General features: G+C 32.0%; 15 protein-coding genes. 8 read left to right on the top strand and 7 right to left on the bottom strand.

Annotated elements, in window-relative coordinates; all coding sequences use genetic code 11:
* Positions 1-31: 31 nt before the first annotated feature.
* Positions 32-199, top strand: a complete 168-nt coding sequence (locus DIS18_RS14985; protein ID WP_181364064.1) for a hypothetical protein — start codon at positions 32-34, stop codon at positions 197-199.
* 45 nt (positions 200-244) lie between these two features.
* On the opposite strand, the gene DIS18_RS14740 is transcribed toward DIS18_RS14985, so the two are convergent.
* The 3 genes from DIS18_RS14740 to pepT form a co-directional block, all read right to left on the bottom strand.
* Entirely contained in the window at positions 245-739 is a 495-nt protein-coding gene (locus DIS18_RS14740) for a GyrI-like domain-containing protein (protein ID WP_109353851.1), read from the bottom strand.
* Positions 740-1,420 (bottom strand): tRNA (guanosine(37)-N1)-methyltransferase TrmD, encoded by a 681-nt coding sequence (trmD, locus tag DIS18_RS14735; protein ID WP_109353850.1) that lies wholly within the window; start codon positions 1,418-1,420, stop codon positions 740-742. It abuts the gene before it with no gap.
* Between the two features lie 155 nt (positions 1,421-1,575).
* Entirely contained in the window at positions 1,576-2,823 is a 1,248-nt protein-coding gene (gene pepT, locus DIS18_RS14730) for a peptidase T (protein ID WP_109353849.1), read from the bottom strand.
* A gap of 119 nt (positions 2,824-2,942) precedes the next feature.
* Between pepT and DIS18_RS14725 the strand changes: the two genes are divergently transcribed.
* Positions 2,943-3,974 carry a quinone-dependent dihydroorotate dehydrogenase gene (locus tag DIS18_RS14725; RefSeq protein WP_109353848.1) on the top strand — a complete coding sequence of 344 codons (1,032 nt, stop codon included), beginning with the start codon at positions 2,943-2,945 and terminating at the stop codon, positions 3,972-3,974.
* A gap of 4 nt (positions 3,975-3,978) precedes the next feature.
* On the opposite strand, the gene DIS18_RS14720 is transcribed toward DIS18_RS14725, so the two are convergent.
* Both DIS18_RS14720 and DIS18_RS14715 read right to left on the bottom strand, forming a co-directional pair.
* On the bottom strand, positions 3,979-5,907 hold the full coding sequence (locus DIS18_RS14720) for a T9SS-dependent choice-of-anchor J family protein (RefSeq protein WP_181364063.1): 1,929 nt from the start codon (positions 5,905-5,907) through the stop codon (positions 3,979-3,981).
* 152 nt (positions 5,908-6,059) lie between these two features.
* Entirely contained in the window at positions 6,060-6,977 is a 918-nt protein-coding gene (locus DIS18_RS14715; protein WP_109353846.1) for a T9SS type A sorting domain-containing protein, read from the bottom strand.
* A gap of 110 nt (positions 6,978-7,087) precedes the next feature.
* On the opposite strand from DIS18_RS14715, the gene DIS18_RS14710 reads away from it, so the two are divergent.
* From DIS18_RS14710 to DIS18_RS14685, 6 genes are all read left to right on the top strand, one after another.
* Complete coding sequence (locus DIS18_RS14710; protein WP_109353845.1) at positions 7,088-7,951, top strand: hydroxymethylglutaryl-CoA lyase; 864 nt, start codon at positions 7,088-7,090, stop codon at positions 7,949-7,951.
* 202 nt (positions 7,952-8,153) lie between these two features.
* Positions 8,154-9,332, top strand: a complete 1,179-nt coding sequence (locus DIS18_RS14705) for a porin family protein (RefSeq protein WP_109353864.1) — start codon at positions 8,154-8,156, stop codon at positions 9,330-9,332.
* 186 nt (positions 9,333-9,518) lie between these two features.
* Positions 9,519-10,046, top strand: a complete 528-nt coding sequence (locus tag DIS18_RS14700; protein ID WP_109353844.1) for an FMN-binding protein — start codon at positions 9,519-9,521, stop codon at positions 10,044-10,046.
* Positions 10,047-10,535, top strand: coding sequence for a hypothetical protein (locus DIS18_RS14695; RefSeq protein WP_109353843.1), 489 nt, complete (start codon positions 10,047-10,049; stop codon positions 10,533-10,535). It abuts the gene before it with no gap.
* 87 nt (positions 10,536-10,622) lie between these two features.
* Positions 10,623-12,095, top strand: coding sequence for an IMP dehydrogenase (guaB, locus tag DIS18_RS14690; RefSeq protein ID WP_109353842.1), 1,473 nt, complete (start codon positions 10,623-10,625; stop codon positions 12,093-12,095).
* Between the two features lie 50 nt (positions 12,096-12,145).
* Positions 12,146-12,910: a DUF481 domain-containing protein gene (locus tag DIS18_RS14685; protein ID WP_109353841.1), complete on the top strand. Its 765-nt coding sequence runs from the start codon at positions 12,146-12,148 to the stop codon at positions 12,908-12,910.
* A 111-nt stretch (positions 12,911-13,021) separates the two neighbouring features.
* On the opposite strand, the gene DIS18_RS14680 is transcribed toward DIS18_RS14685, so the two are convergent.
* Positions 13,022-13,579, bottom strand: coding sequence for a type 1 periplasmic binding fold superfamily protein (locus tag DIS18_RS14680; RefSeq protein WP_109353863.1), 558 nt, complete (start codon positions 13,577-13,579; stop codon positions 13,022-13,024).
* A 36-nt stretch (positions 13,580-13,615) separates the two neighbouring features.
* Positions 13,616-16,015, bottom strand: a complete 2,400-nt coding sequence (locus DIS18_RS14675) for a TonB-dependent receptor (protein WP_109353840.1) — start codon at positions 16,013-16,015, stop codon at positions 13,616-13,618.
* Between the last annotated feature and the right edge of the window lie 4 nt (positions 16,016-16,019).

Here is a 16,019-nt window from a genome sequence, read left to right as displayed (position 1 = left end):
ATAAACAATTTAATTTGAGCTTAAAGTAGTAATGTACAATCCTACAGTTGAAGAATGGTTAGTTCTTGCAGCTGGTGTTTTTATTATTTTCTTAGTAGCTTTTTTAGTAACAAGATTTACTAAATATGGAGGAGGAAGTAATTATGGAATGACTGGTGATTTTGATGACGATTATCACGATTTTGATGACTTCGATTAATCATCCAAATAATCATAACGTCTTTCCTTAGTTCTCAATAAATATTTAATTCTTAACACGTGGCTTTATAGGTATCCAAACAGTTTCTTCAGAATCTGGATTATTGTTTTTGTATTTGGCTCCTAAAACATTAAAATGAGGTCTGTCATCCAATTCATATTCAGATTTTGGTAACCAATCCGAGTAAATATAAGTCATTAATGTGCCAATATTTTTTGCTAAACCTTTATATGTAAATACAGCATAGAGTCCAGATTCAACAGATAATTTTTTCATATTATCTGGAGCGTTTTCAAAATCAGAAACTTCTAAACATGCCCATTTAATGAATTCATTATTAGGATTGAAACTTTTAAAATAATGTTTCCCGTATATTAAAACTTCAAAAACATCATCAGTTATTTTTTTGCTTATATCGTTTCGCTTTGGCATAAAATCAGAAAACAAATCAAAAGTCTTATTATTGATTAAAGACATTGATATCGATTTTCCAACTAATTTTTTAGCTGTAATTTCTTTTAAAATTGGTTTTTCAGTCATTTAATTTTCGTCTAATAAATCTGGTCGTCTTTCTTTAGTTCTTAAATAAGCTTGCTCTTCACGCCACTTTTCAATTTCTGGTAAGTTGCCACCAAATAATAATTCAGGCACTTTCCATCCTTTGTATTCTCTAGGTTTAGTATAAATAGGAGGTGCTAATAAACCGTCTTGAAAAGAATCGGTTAGGGCAGAAGTTTCATTTCCTAACACGCCAGGTATTAACCTAATAACAGCATCACAAAGAACAGCGGCACCTAATTCGCCACCAGATAACACATAATCACCAATAGAAATTTCTCGGGTTATAAAATGATCCCGTACACGTTGGTCTACACCTTTATAATGCCCACATAAAATAATAATGTTTTCTTTTAAAGATATTTGGTTTGCAATACCTTGCTTTAAGGTTTCCCCATCTGGTGTCATATAAATTACTTCGTCATAGTTACGTTCTGCTTTTAAGGCAGAAATACATTTATCAATAGGCTCAACCATCATCACCATACCCGCGCCGCCACCAAATTGGGTGTCGTCAATAGACTTGTAATTATCAGAAGTATAATCTCTTAAGTTATGGAAATGGACTTCAACCAAACCTGCATCAATAGCACGTTTTAAAATAGATGCTTCAAATGGGCTTTTTAGTAATTCTGGTAAAACGGTTATAATATCTATGCGCATGTTATGTTTTTGTGATTATGAATTGCTATTTGGGAAATTTGAGGAATATTTTGAGAGGTTCGTTTAATGTTTTTATGGATATGCTTCGTTTTAATGACTTATATCCGACGTTAAACGAAGGTAGCTGAAAATTTTTACAAAGTCAAGTTTTTAAATTACTCCTTATCATCTTTTAAAGCCGTCAACTCCGCAATCTTACAAATAACTTCGGTGGCTTTAATCATACTTTCCACAGGAACATATTCATACCGCCCATGAAAATTATGCCCGCCAGCAAATATATTTGGACAAGGTAATCCCATATAACTGAGTTGAGATCCATCAGTACCACCTCTAATTGCCTTAATTAGTGGTTTAATACCTAATTGTTTCATAGCTTCTTCAGCAATATCAACAATATGCATTACAGGCTCTATTTTTTCACGCATATTAAAGTATTGATCTTTAATTTCTGTAGTTATCACTTCTCGACCGTATTGTCTGTTAAGTTCATTTGTCAACTTAATCATCACCTCTTTTCGGGCTTCAAAATGTTCCATATCATGGTCACGAATAATATATTCTAAAGTGGTTTCTTCAACATCACCATTTATATTATGCAAATGGAAAAAACCTTGATAACCTTCAGTATGCTCAGGAGTTTCCATTCTAGGTATAGAGTTAATAAACTCTGTTGCGATGTACATAGAATTAATCATTTTGTCTTTAGCGTAACCAGGATGGACTATTTTTCCTTTTACTTTAACTACAGCACCAGCAGCATTAAAATTTTCATATTCTAATTCTCCAATTTGACTACCATCCATAGTATAGGCCCAATCTGCTCCAAATTTTTCAACATCAAATTTATGTGCGCCCCTACCTATTTCTTCATCAGGTGTGAAACCCATTTTAATAGTACCGTGTTTAATTTCAGGATGGTTAATTAAATATTCCATAGCAGAAACAATCTCGCAAATACCTGCTTTATCATCGGCTCCTAAAAGCGTTGTACCATCTGTAGTAATTAAGGTTTGTCCTTTATATAATAGTAAGTCTTCAAAATAATCTGGTGATAGCACAATATTTTCCGCTTCATTTAGAATAATATCTTCTCCATTATATTCTTCAATAATTTGAGGTTTTACATTTGCTCCCGTAAAATCTGGAGAAGTATCAAAATGAGAAATAAAACCAATAGTTGGTACTTGGTGTTCAACATTACTAGGTAAAGTTGCCATAATATATGCGTTGCCATCAATACTTACATCTAGCATGCCAATAGCTTTTAGTTCTTCAGCTAACTTATTTGCTAAATCCCATTGCTTTTTTGTACTAGGAGTAGTATCTGAATTTGGATCGGATTCCGTATCTATAGTAACGTAACTTATAAAACGTTTTATAATGTGTTCTTTTGAAATCATATTAAAAGAATTGATAGCTATAATTGGTTGTAATTTACAATTATTAAGCGTTAACAAGTAAGCGCAACACAATTTTTTATTTACAAGATTTCAACTTATTTTTGCATGAAATAATACTGATGTACAAATCACTCCTTCGCCCTTTATTTTTTTCTTTCGATCCTGAAAAAATTCATCATTTTACATTTTCATTAGTAAAGTTTACATCAAAAATTCCAGGATTTAAAAATCTTTTTAGAAGCTTATATGTTGTTGAAGATGACAAACTAGAAAGAGAACTTTTTGGGCTCAAGTTTAAAAATCCAGTAGGTCTTGCTGCTGGTTTTGATAAAAATGCAGTATTGTATAACGAATTAGCAAATTTTGGGTTCGGTTTTATTGAAATAGGAACGGTAACACCAAAAGGGCAAGCAGGAAATCCTAAAAAACGCTTATTTAGATTAAAAGACGATAAGGGAATAATAAACCGAATGGGGTTTAACAATGATGGATTAGAATCGGCGATTGAGCAATTAAAGGCTAATAAAAGGAAATTGGTTATTGGTGGTAATATTGGAAAAAACACCAATACAAAACCAGAAGATTATACCAAAGATTATTTAGAGTGTTTTAAAGCATTACATCCTTATGTAGATTATTTTGTATTGAATGTAAGTTGCCCAAATGTTGGAAGTCACGCTAAATTGAATGATAAGGATTATCTTGAAGAGTTGATTGGTGCTGTACAAGAAGCAAATAATACTTTTGAAAAGCAAAAACCAATTCTCTTAAAAATAGCTCCAGATTTAAATAACAACCAATTAGATGAAATTATTGAGTTGGTCAAGGATACTAATCTTGATGGTGTTATAGCTAGTAATACATCTACTGATAGAACAGATTTAAAAGCCTCAAAAGAGCAACTAGAAACTATTGGTAATGGTGGTTTAAGTGGACAACCAATAAAAAATAAAAGTACCAAAGTAATCAAGTATCTTTCTGAAAAAAGCAATAAAGCATTCCCAATAATTGGAGTAGGAGGTATTCATTCTGCTGAGGATGCGTTAGAAAAACTTAATGCAGGAGCAGATTTAGTTCAAATTTATACTGGGTTTATTTATGAAGGACCAAGTTTAATTAAATCTATAAATAAGGCAATTCTAAATAACTAAGCGTTTACTTTATAATCTTTTTAATAACGCTTCTTTTGCCATTTGTTAACCTAAGTAAGTAAGTGCCTGAAGGAAGACTGCTAAAATCAATAGCATTATTTGTTAAGGTTCCGGCAGAAAAAGCTTGACCATATATATTAGAAATTTGATAAGTAGAAGGATTCTCTAAATCAATATTTTTCACATAAAGAATATCACCTTTAATAGGGTTTGGATATACTTTGTAAATATCATCAGATATAGCAGTATGGATCGTTTTTACTAAAATATTATCTATAGCAATATCACCTTCCCATCCATTACCTCTTACAGCTCTGAAACGCACTTTTATAGTCTCGTTTGCATAAGATGATAAATTAACAGATTTAGTTATAAAGTCATCACTTTGATTATTTTGTTGACTACCGTAAATAGGATCAATAACATCATTAACATAACCAGAGTCTGTTTTAATATCTACATGTAATTCTCCAATGTCTTTTCCAAACATATGGTATGCGAATTCCAATTCACTATTTTGATAGTTAACATCAATACAAGGCGAAATAAATTCAGTAACATCACCTGGTTGAGCACCAGAAGCCTCAGCGAATATGTATGTATTCAATTTGTTATCAGAATTCATGTAATTTAATGGACCAGTTTCTCCTGATTGTGTATTTCCAAAATTTGAATACCAATGGTAACCATGTCCTGAAACATCTTTACTTGTCCATCCATGTTTTTCAAGCATGTTAAAATCTTCAAAATTTTCATCTAAAAGATCCGTATGTGTACCCACTTTTATAAAGTTTGTAAACTTTTTTCTTATGGTTCTTGATTTGTTAGATACTGTCAGAACAACATCATATATACCAGAATCAAAAGTATGAGAAGGTTTTGCTGATGTATAATCTATATTTCCATCTCCATCAACATCCCATTTCCACTCTGTTACATTTTCACATGAGTTTTCAAAATTAACTGTTAACGATCCATCACAGGTTTCACTTTCATTTACAGTTATATTTGCGTTGAAAGATGGGCAAGACAAATAATTTTTTGTTGTCATATAAAACGCATACATTCTAGCTAATTGTTGTTCAGAAAAATGTGTTCTACAACTTTTTCTAGAGTACGACATCATATTATTTGTGTCTGGATTGTAAACATCACCATTAGCATCTGTTTCATTTCCAGTATAATCACAAGATGTATTAACTGTAGAGCTTTTTAATCTTGGGTCTGCTGGTGTATCACAAATACCATCACCATCAGTATCACAATTGCTACCATCAACTAATTCGGTAGTCATTTGATTGTTATCTGCTCCATGAGTATGTAATAATGAGAAAAAATGACCTAATTCGTGTGGTAAAGATGAACCATTGGTAGCACAGTTATTTTTCATAACAACTATATCGTTTCTACCAACATTATCACTGTATCCACAAATACTTTGATTAGATTCATTTTCTATGTAATCAGTGAAATACATATTGATTAGACCAGGAACGTAATGTGTTTCAGTAAAACTTTTTTCATCACCTCTTTGGAAATGACATAACTTGTCATCATTAATATATTCAACACCATCACACATAAAAAATTCTAGAAAAGCACCTTCGTAAATTGAATTTAAATTTGAAAAAGCTGCATCCAATTCAGACATACTTAAACCACCCGAACCATCAGAATTTCTGATAATATAAACTTTTACAGGTATAGAATTTAAAACATTAGTTGGTACTGTTCCTCTTGCTGATTTTGCTGCAAAAAAATCATTTTCGAATTTTTTTAATTGAGGCTTAATATTTTGGTAAAATGCTATTGATTTTGAAGATGTAGTATTACCACAAACAGATTCTTCTTTATTTTGAGAAAACGATGTGAATGCTATTGATAAAAATACCAATAACATGAAGAATTTAGGTTTGTAGGTTAATATATTCATTTGGGATGAAAACATTTATAATCAAATGTATACCGAAATGAACCTCTACTATAAAAAAAACGTTAAAATGTTAATTTAGTCGATTATTTAACATTTTAACGCCTTTAAAATTTACAATTTGATAATTGAATGCTTTGCAGCCTATTGTAAAATTAGTTGATTACAAGTTTTTGAGTATGGCTTGCTCCATTGTTATCTAGTAACTTAATTAGGTACATGCCTTTGTTCAAATTAGATAAATCTAAATCTAGTTTTGAAACATTATCGCTAACTGAAATTTGCTCCACAAGTTTTCCTAAAACACTAAAAACTTCAACAGTTTTAAGCTCTGTATTTTGAAGGTTTGAAATTGTAATATTACCACGAGTTGGATTAGGGTATATTTTTAAATTTTCAATGGATTTAATGTTTTCAGCACTTAAAGTAGAAGAATTATAAGTAAAAGTAACAGTAGCCATTCTATTTCCGTTTATTGGAAACCCTGAAACCATAGAAATTGGGTCTCTTGGAGTTGTAGGTGTATTAGTATGACTATAATTTGTTGCTGAATCTGTACCAGCATCGTAAGCAAACATATCCATGGAGAATGTCTCTTTCCAGCCGTTATTTATAGATGGGTTACCAGATCTCATATTAACACTATTTACAGCTATAAACCAATCTGGACTAGGTGCAACCATAGAAACTATTGTAACATAAGGAAATACCTCATTAATTACAACTCCATTAAGTGAAGCGCTACTATTGTTTCCTGCAAAAGGAGAAAAGGACTGTTTGGGTATTAATATAGCATTTGGGTTAGTGTTTATTTCATTTTCAAATGCAGTAGTACTTCCAGTTTCGGCAATATTTTTTATACCATCAGTCATTGGGGCGGCAACTCCAAATTCTAAAACTTCGTTTACATTTTCGTGGCTAGCACCAATTAAGGGAGACCAATGGGCATTAGAAGGTACTGATGTATGGTCAGTAGAGTTCCAAATAGTTGTTACTGAAATGTCATAACTAGCTGTTTGCCCAAAAGAAAAGGTACAAACAATCAATGACAAAAGAAATGTAATTTTTTTCATGTTATTTTTTTTGATGGATTAATATTATTAATACTATGTCGTAAATATTTTTTAAAACTTACAGTGATAAAAAATAATAGTATTTTTATCCTCATATTTAGTCTTAATGTATGTCAAAACCAATAAAAATTATTGAGTGTCCACGTGATGCTATGCAAGGTATAAAGCAATTTATTCCTTCTGATCAAAAGGTGCAATACATTCAGTCTTTATTAAGAGTTGGTTTTGATACAATTGATTTTGGAAGTTTTGTGTCTCCAAAAGCTATTCCTCAAATGGTTGATACAGCAGAGGTATTGTCAAAATTAGATTTAAGTAAAACGTCAAGTAAACTTTTAGCAATTATAGCAAATACTAGAGGAGCTAATGATGCATCAAAGCACAAAGAAATTGATTATTTAGGATATCCGTTTTCAATATCTGAAAACTTTCAAATGCGTAATACACACAAAACTATTGCACAATCTGTAATTACACTTTCAAAGATATTAGAAATAGCAGATAAATCCAATAAAGAAGTAGTTGTTTATATTTCCATGGGATTTGGTAACCCGTATGGAGACCCTTGGAATGTAGATATAGTAGGAGAGTGGACAGAAAAGCTGGCCAATATGGGCGTTAAAATATTATCACTTAGTGATACTGTTGGAACATCAAACCCCGAAAGTATTGATTATTTGTTTTCAAACTTAATCCCAAAATACCCAAATATCGAATTTGGAGCGCATCTACATACCACACCAACTACTTGGTTTGAAAAAGTGAAAGCCGCATATAAAGCAGGTTGTCATCGATTTGATGGTGCCATTCAAGGTTTTGGTGGCTGTCCTATGGCAAAAGACGAATTAACTGGAAATATGCCTACAGAAAAGCTGTTATCTTACTTTACTTCACAGCATAAAAACAATTTAAATGCTCTTAGTTTCGAAAGTGCTTATAATGAAGCTTCTAAAATTTTCAATCATTACCATTAAACTTTTCTTTTTTATTAATGTTAAATTTTCAGTTTTATTTAGAAATAAATAGTTGAAAAACAACACATTGTAAAACTCATAAATTCTTTATTTAAATTTAATCTAAATAAACTTTGTGTATTTAATTATGCGTTTTATATTTGCAACTTCAATTGAAATATTATTTATAATAAGTCTAAATAAAAACAACAAATCAAAAAAAATGAAGAAATTAACCTTACTTTTTTCAATCTTATTAGTATCACTTGCTAGTGCCCAAACTGTGCAAGATTCTATCACTTTCGATCCCCAAAAACAATTAAATGCCGCACAACGTATTCTTTCAGGAAACTATGGTAAAGCAGTTACTGTAGGTGCTTATGGCGAGTTAACTTATAATCAGCCAGAAGCTTTAAATGGCGAATTAGACATTCAACGTTTAGTATTGCTTTTTGGTTATAAATTTAACGACAAAACACAGTTTGTAACAGAACTAGAAGTAGAACATACCGTAGAACTTTTTGTAGAACAAGCTTTTGTAAATTATAATGTAGCACCAAATGTTAGTCTTCGTGGTGGTTTAATGCTAGTTCCTTTTGGTATTATAAATGAGTTTCATGAACCAACAACATTCAATGGAGTAGAAAGACCATCTGTAGATAATGTTATTATCCCAACCACTTGGAGAGAATTGGGTGTTGGTGTAACGGGGCGTTTTAATGAATTATCACTTGGGTATCAAGCCTATATTTTCAATGGTTTTAAATCTACATCTTTTGATGGAGAAGGTGGTGTAAACGGTGTTTTAAAAGGCTCAAACGGATTGCGTTCTGGCCGTCAAAAAGCTATTCAATCTACTGTAGATAGTCCAACACTTTCAATGAAATTTGATTATTATGGTATTCCAGGTCTGCGTTTAGGGCTTTCAGGATATTTTGGAGATACTCAAGCTGAAGATGATGTAGAAGAAATCGATGGTGCCAATATAGGTATCTCAATGGTAGGTATAGATGCGCGTTATGCATACCAACGTTTCACGGCACGTGGGCAGTATGTTCACGGTTCTTTATCGGGTACAGAAGCATATAATAATTTAACTGGTAGAGATTTAGGTAGTCAGCTACAAGGTTGGTATTTAGAGGCTGCATACAATTTGTTGCCTCAAGGTAAATCTCAACGTTTATTTGCCTTCGCTAGGTACGAGGAGTATGATACCCACGCAAAAACAGCAGGTAGTTTAGCAAGAAATGATGCCTATAACCGTAACGATTTAACAACAGGTTTAAGCTACCATATAGCACCAGGTGTTGTCTTAAAAGGAGATTATCAATTTAGAGACAATGCAGCTTCTGGAGGTGATGTAGCTAATAGATTAAACTTCGGAATCGGAGTTTGGTTCTAATATAATTTGGGCGTTACCCAAGGGTCGGGCTTTCGGCAGTCGCTCCCTCCTTAAGGTCGGGGAGCTTCAACAAATGCCTCAATCCCTAACGCACAAGTACAAAATGGCTTATTCGTAAATAATTATTACCAATAAGCTATTTGGCATTTTAATTGTTTAAAGAATAAAAAACAATACTTTTGCAACATGAATTTAAAACACGTTTCAATATTTATTCTAGCTTTAATTATGATGTCTTTTGGTTTGCCAAAAAATATCCAAAAAAAGGTAAATAAAGAAATTGTAAAAACTTATGGCATTGAAACCTTCGATTTTACCGAAGTTGTTATAGATTCAGAAGTAGCAAAAGATTTACCAGCAAAATTTGAAACTAATAATTTATTCAAAATTGAGGTAAATGGTAGTCTTTTAGGTTATGCCTATTTATCTAAAGCACCAAGTAAAACAGCACTCTTCGATTATTTAATATTGTTAGATAAAGATTTAATCGTCTTAAAATCAAAAGTTTTAATATACAGAGAAGAATATGGTGGAGAAATAGGAAGTACACGTTGGCTAAAACAATTTATAGGTAAAAAAGGAGGCGATGAGCTTAAACATGGCGAAAATATTATGGCCATATCTGGAGCAACCATTTCAGTGCGGTCTATGACAAATGCCATGAATGATTTTTTAAAGTCTTTAAAAATACTTCAAAGTAAAAATATTTTATAAATGCAGTTAAACGGATTAATATTTACGCTTCCTAGAGAGATTAAATTATTAATCGGTGCATTTGTAATCGTATTAAGTATAGGGTTTTATTCTGGTTTGTTATTTGTTGGCGAAACATCTTCTGCCAATCCAAATGGTATAGAAGAACATTATTTAGGCAATGAAGATGATGAAGATGCAGAGGTTATGCGTTTTAAAAAAAGTGACCAAGAAATGCTCACTTTAGTACATAATCATATTCTGTCAATGTCCATTATTTTCTTTTTGGTAGGCTTATTAGTTTCAATAACAAAACTCTCAAGGAAACTTAAAAATTTTTTAATAGTAGAGCCATTTGTATCAGTTATTCTAACATTTGGTGGACTTTATTTACTTTGGACTGGTGTTCTTTGGATGAAATATATAGTCATGATTTCTGGAATATTAATGACATTTACTTTTACAACATCTACATTTATAATTTTGAAACAATTATTTCAAAGAGAATAGTTTCCTTGTGGATTTCTTAACAAAAAAGAAACACTTTTATCTATTTTAAAATCGTATATTTGCACGCAATTATAATTGTAATTGCAAATGACTGCACACGAAAACAAAATAGTTGGAGAAGGTTTAACCTACGACGACGTTCTATTAGTCCCAGCTTTTTCTGAAGTTCTTCCAAGAGAAGTAAATATTCAAACAAAATTTACACGTAACATTACTATTAATGTACCCATTATATCCGCTGCTATGGATACGGTAACTGAAAGTAAAATGGCTATTGCCATGGCCCAAGAAGGAGGTATTGGTGTGTTACATAAAAATATGTCAATTGAAGCTCAGGCACAAAAAGTAAAAAAGGTTAAGCGTGCAGAAAGCGGTATGATTATAGATCCAGTTACTTTACCATTAAAAGCTAAGGTTAAACATGCCAAAAAGTATATGGCTGAGTATAGCATTGGAGGTATTCCAATAGTTGATGAAGAAGGAACTTTAAAAGGTATTGTTACTAATAGAGATTTACGTTTTGAGCATGATAATAAACGCCCAATTACGGAGGTGATGACCAGTGAAAATTTGGTTACTGCAGCAGTAGGAACGTCTTTAAAAGATGCAGAAACTATACTTCAACAGCATAAAATTGAAAAACTATTAATTGTAGATGATAATTTCAAATTATCTGGTTTAATAACGTTTAGAGATATAACTAAGCTTAGCCAAAAGCCAAATGCAAATAAAGATAAGTACGGGCGTTTAAGAGTTGCAGCAGCTATTGGAGTTACTGGTGATGCTGTAGATAGAGCAGAAGCGTTAGTGAAATCTGGTGTTGACGCTGTTATTATAGACACTGCTCATGGACACACTAAAGGTGTGGTTGAAGTTTTAAAGGAAGTGAAATCTAAATTTCCTAAGCTAGATGTTATAGTCGGAAATATTGCAACAGGAACAGCTGCTAAATATTTAGTTGAGGCTGGAGCGGATGCTGTAAAAGTGGGTATTGGTCCAGGTTCAATATGTACAACACGTGTAGTTGCGGGTGTTGGATTTCCGCAATTTTCTGCAGTGTTAGAAGTTGCTGCGGCTATAAAAGGTACTGGAGTTCCAGTAATTGCAGATGGAGGTATTCGTTATACAGGAGATATTCCAAAGGCCATTGCAGCTGGTGCAGATACGGTTATGTTAGGATCACTTTTAGCTGGAACTAAAGAGTCACCCGGAGAAACCATAATTTATGAAGGACGAAAGTTTAAGTCTTATCGTGGTATGGGTTCTGTTGAAGCTATGAAACAAGGTAGTAAAGACCGTTATTTTCAAGATGTTGAAGATGATATTAAAAAATTAGTACCCGAAGGTATTGTAGGTAGAGTGCCTTATAAAGGTGAATTAAATGAAAGTATTCATCAATTTGTTGGAGGCCTACGTGCAGGTATGGGCTATTGTGGAGCAAAAGATATCGAAGCACTTAAAGAAACCGGACAGTTTGTTAAGATTACTGCAAGCGGTATTAACGAAAGTCATCCACACGATGTAACCATTACTAAAGAATCGCCTAACTATTCTAGGTAAAAAGTATTTTCAGTTTTTTTATAAGCCGTAAATTTCGCATCAAAAATAGAATGAAAAAGTTTTTTCAGATATTTTTCTTGTTTCCTCTTTTGCTATCAGCTCAAATTAACGAAAGCGAAAACGATTCGCTTAATTTGAAAGCAAAACTTTCCCTAACTGGGTTTTGGCAGGATGGAAATGTAGAAACTTTAATTTTCAGAGCAAAATCTGATTTGAGTTTTAAGCCTTGGAAAAAATGGGTTTTCAAAACGCAAAATTCATATGTTTATCAAGAATTCGGAAAGGAAAAGGCTGATGAGGATATATTGAGCCTAAACTTTTTATATTTTAATCCTGAGAAGAAAATATATCCATTTGTTTTAGGTTTTGTAAGTACCAATTTTCGTAGAGAAATTGATTTGCGTTCTCTTTTAGGAGCAGGTATTAGTTTTCAAGTCATGAAAAATAAAAAAGATTGGCTTAAACTTTCTGTTTCAAGTGAATATGAGCAAACTAATTTTGAAAAGGTTAACTTTAATAAGTCAGAATATAATGGAGATTCCTCCATTAATACATTTCGTTCTACCATTTGGATTAATGGAAAATACTATTTATTTAAAAGCAAAGTCATATTAAGTCACGAAAATTACTTTCAGCCTTCTTTAGAAAAGGGTGATAATTTTAGATGGCGAGCTGATGTAGGTTTAGAATTGCCACTTTGGAAGTATTTAAACTTTAAAATAAACTATCTTCAGTCATTTGAAAGTTTAGTTATAGAAAACCAAAAACAACAAGATAGATTTTTAACTTTTGGTTTTACTTTAAAAAGCTATTAGGTATTCAAGGCATAAAAAATTCATGGTTTTTAACCTGAAAAATTTTAAAATAAAAAAACAACTAAATTAATTTAGTTGCTTTTTTATTAAACTGTATTACAAAATTAGATTCTACTGAACTTCAATTGAAAAAGTTACTTCAACATCTGTACTTCCTCCAGCATCAGAAGATGTGCCATTATTAGGTTTAGTAGGTTCATGCTTAAGTATTACTGTTATACTACCTGTTGCTGCAGATCCTGTGGCTATAGTAGTTTCTATACCAACAGGGTTTCCATTTCCATCAACGTCAGTTTTAGTAATAGTTAACCCAGCAGTATTTGAATAGAAGAACTCGTGCTCATCTGCTTCACCTTCAACTTCTTCGGTAATATCTTCAGCAGGATTTTCTGTAGCATTCCATAGTTTAATACCTCCAGTATATGTGGCATTTGCTGTAAGAGGTCCAGAAATATCATAAGTTCCATCTGCACCACCTTCACCATCTAAATCTGTAAAGGTTAGCGTAACTACATCAGTATTATCTGCATTATTGGTTAAAGTGTAAACTACTGTAGTAATTAATTCTTCTTCGCTGTCATGGTCATCACCATGTCCATCGTCGTCATTAGAGCAGCTTATAGCTAAGGTTGAAATAAAAAGTAAGGCTAATAATTTTATTGTTTTCATATTTTTTAATTTATAAGTATTCATGGTTTTTTTGTTTTAATAATTTATTTTAAGTTTTATGTTAAAATTTCTACCTAACTCATCAGCAAAATAGCGTAGTCTGTTTAAATGCTCTCTATATGAAACATTAAACAGATTTTCTACATTAAATGCTACGCTTAAGGTTTTTGTTTTAAATACCTTAAACTTAGCTGAGCTATTAAAATTGAAGAGGGTATAGGTAGCAGGTGTTGAGCTAATATTTACAAAAACATCTTGTTGTAGTGTAGCATCAAACGTGAAAAAATTATAATCTGGAAATCTATTTTGTTGTAATACAGTTTTTTGTGTTAAACCAATTGATAGTTGGTTTAGTTTTTCATTTGTATATGTTAATGAATTTGAAAAATTTGTAGCTGGCATATTAATAAGTGGAATATCATCTGATAAATTATCACCTCTTAATAAGCTTAAGCTACCAATGTAATATAAATTATTGGTAATTGTTTTGTTTACATCTACATCAACGCCAAAAATTTGCGCGTTGGTTTGATTGTATTCCCATACAGGAAATGCACCTCTAACTGTTGTTGTTGTACCTATTGGAATTAGCTGTATGAAATTAGAAATATATTTATAGTAAGGACTGATTGTAAAACCAAAATTTTGATTGCTTCGCTCCAAAGAAACTATAAACTTATTTGCTACTTCTTTTTCCATAGTTAATTGCCCAATTTCTATTCGGGCAGCACTATGGTGTAGCCCTTCACTAAATAATTCTGAAGGATTTGGCATTCTAGAAGCTAATCCATAGTTAAAAGTAAACTCAAAGTCGTTTCTCATGTGTCTTAAATACCCTAAGCTTGCCGATATATTATGAAATGAAAATTCAGGATTTGTTAAATACTCTGAAGATTCAATAATTCCAGAGTTAAATTCTGGGAATAATTCGTCGTAATTGTAAGTTTCATCCCAATCAGTAACTCTATACCTTTTAGAAGCTTCAATACGAGAAAAATCATATCTAAAACCAGTACTTATTTCTGAAAATAAATTTAAATTATAAGTTCCAATTGCATAAATGCCAAAGTCATATTTATCATAATCTGGAATTAAAGGACTCGTTCCTGTTCCAGAAATGGCATCATTTTGTTGATAACGCAATAGAAACCCAGTATTTAGTTTTAGATTTTCATAAGCATCTATTTTCAGATTAGGCTGAAATGATGTTGTAAATAACCTAAGGTCAACAACAGGTGTATTTGCTCTCTCACCACGTCTTAAATCAAACTCTTTACGTCTATTTATTTGAAAATCATACTGAAGTGTTAATTTCCCAAATTCTTTAAAACGCTTATAAGCTTCTATTTTTCCCAAATGGTGAAAAATGGATTGCTTAGGGTTGTCAATACTATGCGAAAAATTTGCAACATATTGAGGTTCGCCACTATTTATTGCTCTAACTAAATCATTAGTGTTGCCAATATGAGATGCTCTAAGAATACCCAATGTATTGTCTACAAAGCTATAATAAGCATCAAAACCTTTTTCAAAAGATTTAAAGCCAACTCTTACAGAAGTATTTATGCTTTTTAAACCGGTATTGCTTAGGTTGAATTTAGGAGACTTAAAATCGCCAAAGGTTTTGTAACTGCCTTGAAATTTAGTGTAAAAACCATTTTTATAGGTTTTTATAAGCTCCGAATTTATATTCCCTCCCCATCCGTTAGTGTTTAAAGACACAGAAGTACTTCCAAACAAACTGTCTTTTACAGCATAATTTTCTGGTCGAATTAAAATTAGTCCGCCAATGGCATCACTTCCATACATCAGTGAATTAGCACCTTTGATAACATCAATACGACCACTAGAATTTATATCAATATTTGGGGCATGTTCATCTCCCCATTCCTGATCAAAAAGGCGCACATTATTGTTAACAATTAAAAGTCTGCTGCTGTGTAACCCATGAATCATGGGTTTTACAATAGTATTTCCAGTATTTAAAGATGATACGCCACTAACAGTGTTTAAAACATCTCCTAATGATTTATCAGTAAAAGTTTCTATTTGTTTTTTTGAAACTGTTTGCTGAATTGAGGTTTTCTCATCTTTAGTATCTGCAGTTACTGTAATCTCTTTCAGTTCTTCTAAATGATGTTCCATATTAACCTCTTTGTAGGTGTCTCCATTAATGCCTACTTCTAAACGCTTAGTTTCACACCCAACGTGTGATATTACTAATACTAGTTTTCCATTACACAGGTTTTCAATGGTGAATTTACCATTAATATCTGCTGATGTATACGTGTTAGAAGTTTCATTATAAATGGTTGCACCAGACATAGGCGTGCCATCATGAAAGTCTTTTATTTCACCTAAAAGAGTATATGTACAATTTTGAGTATGGGCTAAGTTAAAAAAGCAAAGCGCCACAACCAATAAATAGTGTTTCATCGAA

This window comes from Algibacter marinivivus, from assembly GCF_003143755.1.
GTDB classification, from domain to species: domain Bacteria; phylum Bacteroidota; class Bacteroidia; order Flavobacteriales; family Flavobacteriaceae; genus Algibacter_B; species Algibacter_B marinivivus.
Note: the sequence above shows the minus strand (reverse complement) of the source record. Positions and strands in the feature narration are given on the sequence as shown.

Coding starts and splice junctions, on each gene's coding strand:
- DIS18_RS14985 (WP_181364064.1), top strand. CDS start 32: ATGTACAATCCTACAGTTGAAGAATGGTTAGTTCTTGCAGCTGGTGTT.
- DIS18_RS14740 (WP_109353851.1), bottom strand. CDS start 739: ATGACTGAAAAACCAATTTTAAAAGAAATTACAGCTAAAAAATTAGTT.
- trmD (WP_109353850.1), bottom strand. CDS start 1,420: ATGCGCATAGATATTATAACCGTTTTACCAGAATTACTAAAAAGCCCA.
- pepT (WP_109353849.1), bottom strand. CDS start 2,823: ATGATTTCAAAAGAACACATTATAAAACGTTTTATAAGTTACGTTACT.
- DIS18_RS14725 (WP_109353848.1), top strand. CDS start 2,943: ATGTACAAATCACTCCTTCGCCCTTTATTTTTTTCTTTCGATCCTGAA.
- DIS18_RS14720 (WP_181364063.1), bottom strand. CDS start 5,907: ATGAATATATTAACCTACAAACCTAAATTCTTCATGTTATTGGTATTT.
- DIS18_RS14715 (WP_109353846.1), bottom strand. CDS start 6,977: ATGAAAAAAATTACATTTCTTTTGTCATTGATTGTTTGTACCTTTTCT.
- DIS18_RS14710 (WP_109353845.1), top strand. CDS start 7,088: ATGTCAAAACCAATAAAAATTATTGAGTGTCCACGTGATGCTATGCAA.
- DIS18_RS14705 (WP_109353864.1), top strand. CDS start 8,154: ATGAAGAAATTAACCTTACTTTTTTCAATCTTATTAGTATCACTTGCT.
- DIS18_RS14700 (WP_109353844.1), top strand. CDS start 9,519: ATGAATTTAAAACACGTTTCAATATTTATTCTAGCTTTAATTATGATG.
- DIS18_RS14695 (WP_109353843.1), top strand. CDS start 10,047: ATGCAGTTAAACGGATTAATATTTACGCTTCCTAGAGAGATTAAATTA.
- guaB (WP_109353842.1), top strand. CDS start 10,623: ATGACTGCACACGAAAACAAAATAGTTGGAGAAGGTTTAACCTACGAC.
- DIS18_RS14685 (WP_109353841.1), top strand. CDS start 12,146: ATGAAAAAGTTTTTTCAGATATTTTTCTTGTTTCCTCTTTTGCTATCA.
- DIS18_RS14680 (WP_109353863.1), bottom strand. CDS start 13,579: ATGAAAACAATAAAATTATTAGCCTTACTTTTTATTTCAACCTTAGCT.
- DIS18_RS14675 (WP_109353840.1), bottom strand. CDS start 16,015: ATGAAACACTATTTATTGGTTGTGGCGCTTTGCTTTTTTAACTTAGCC.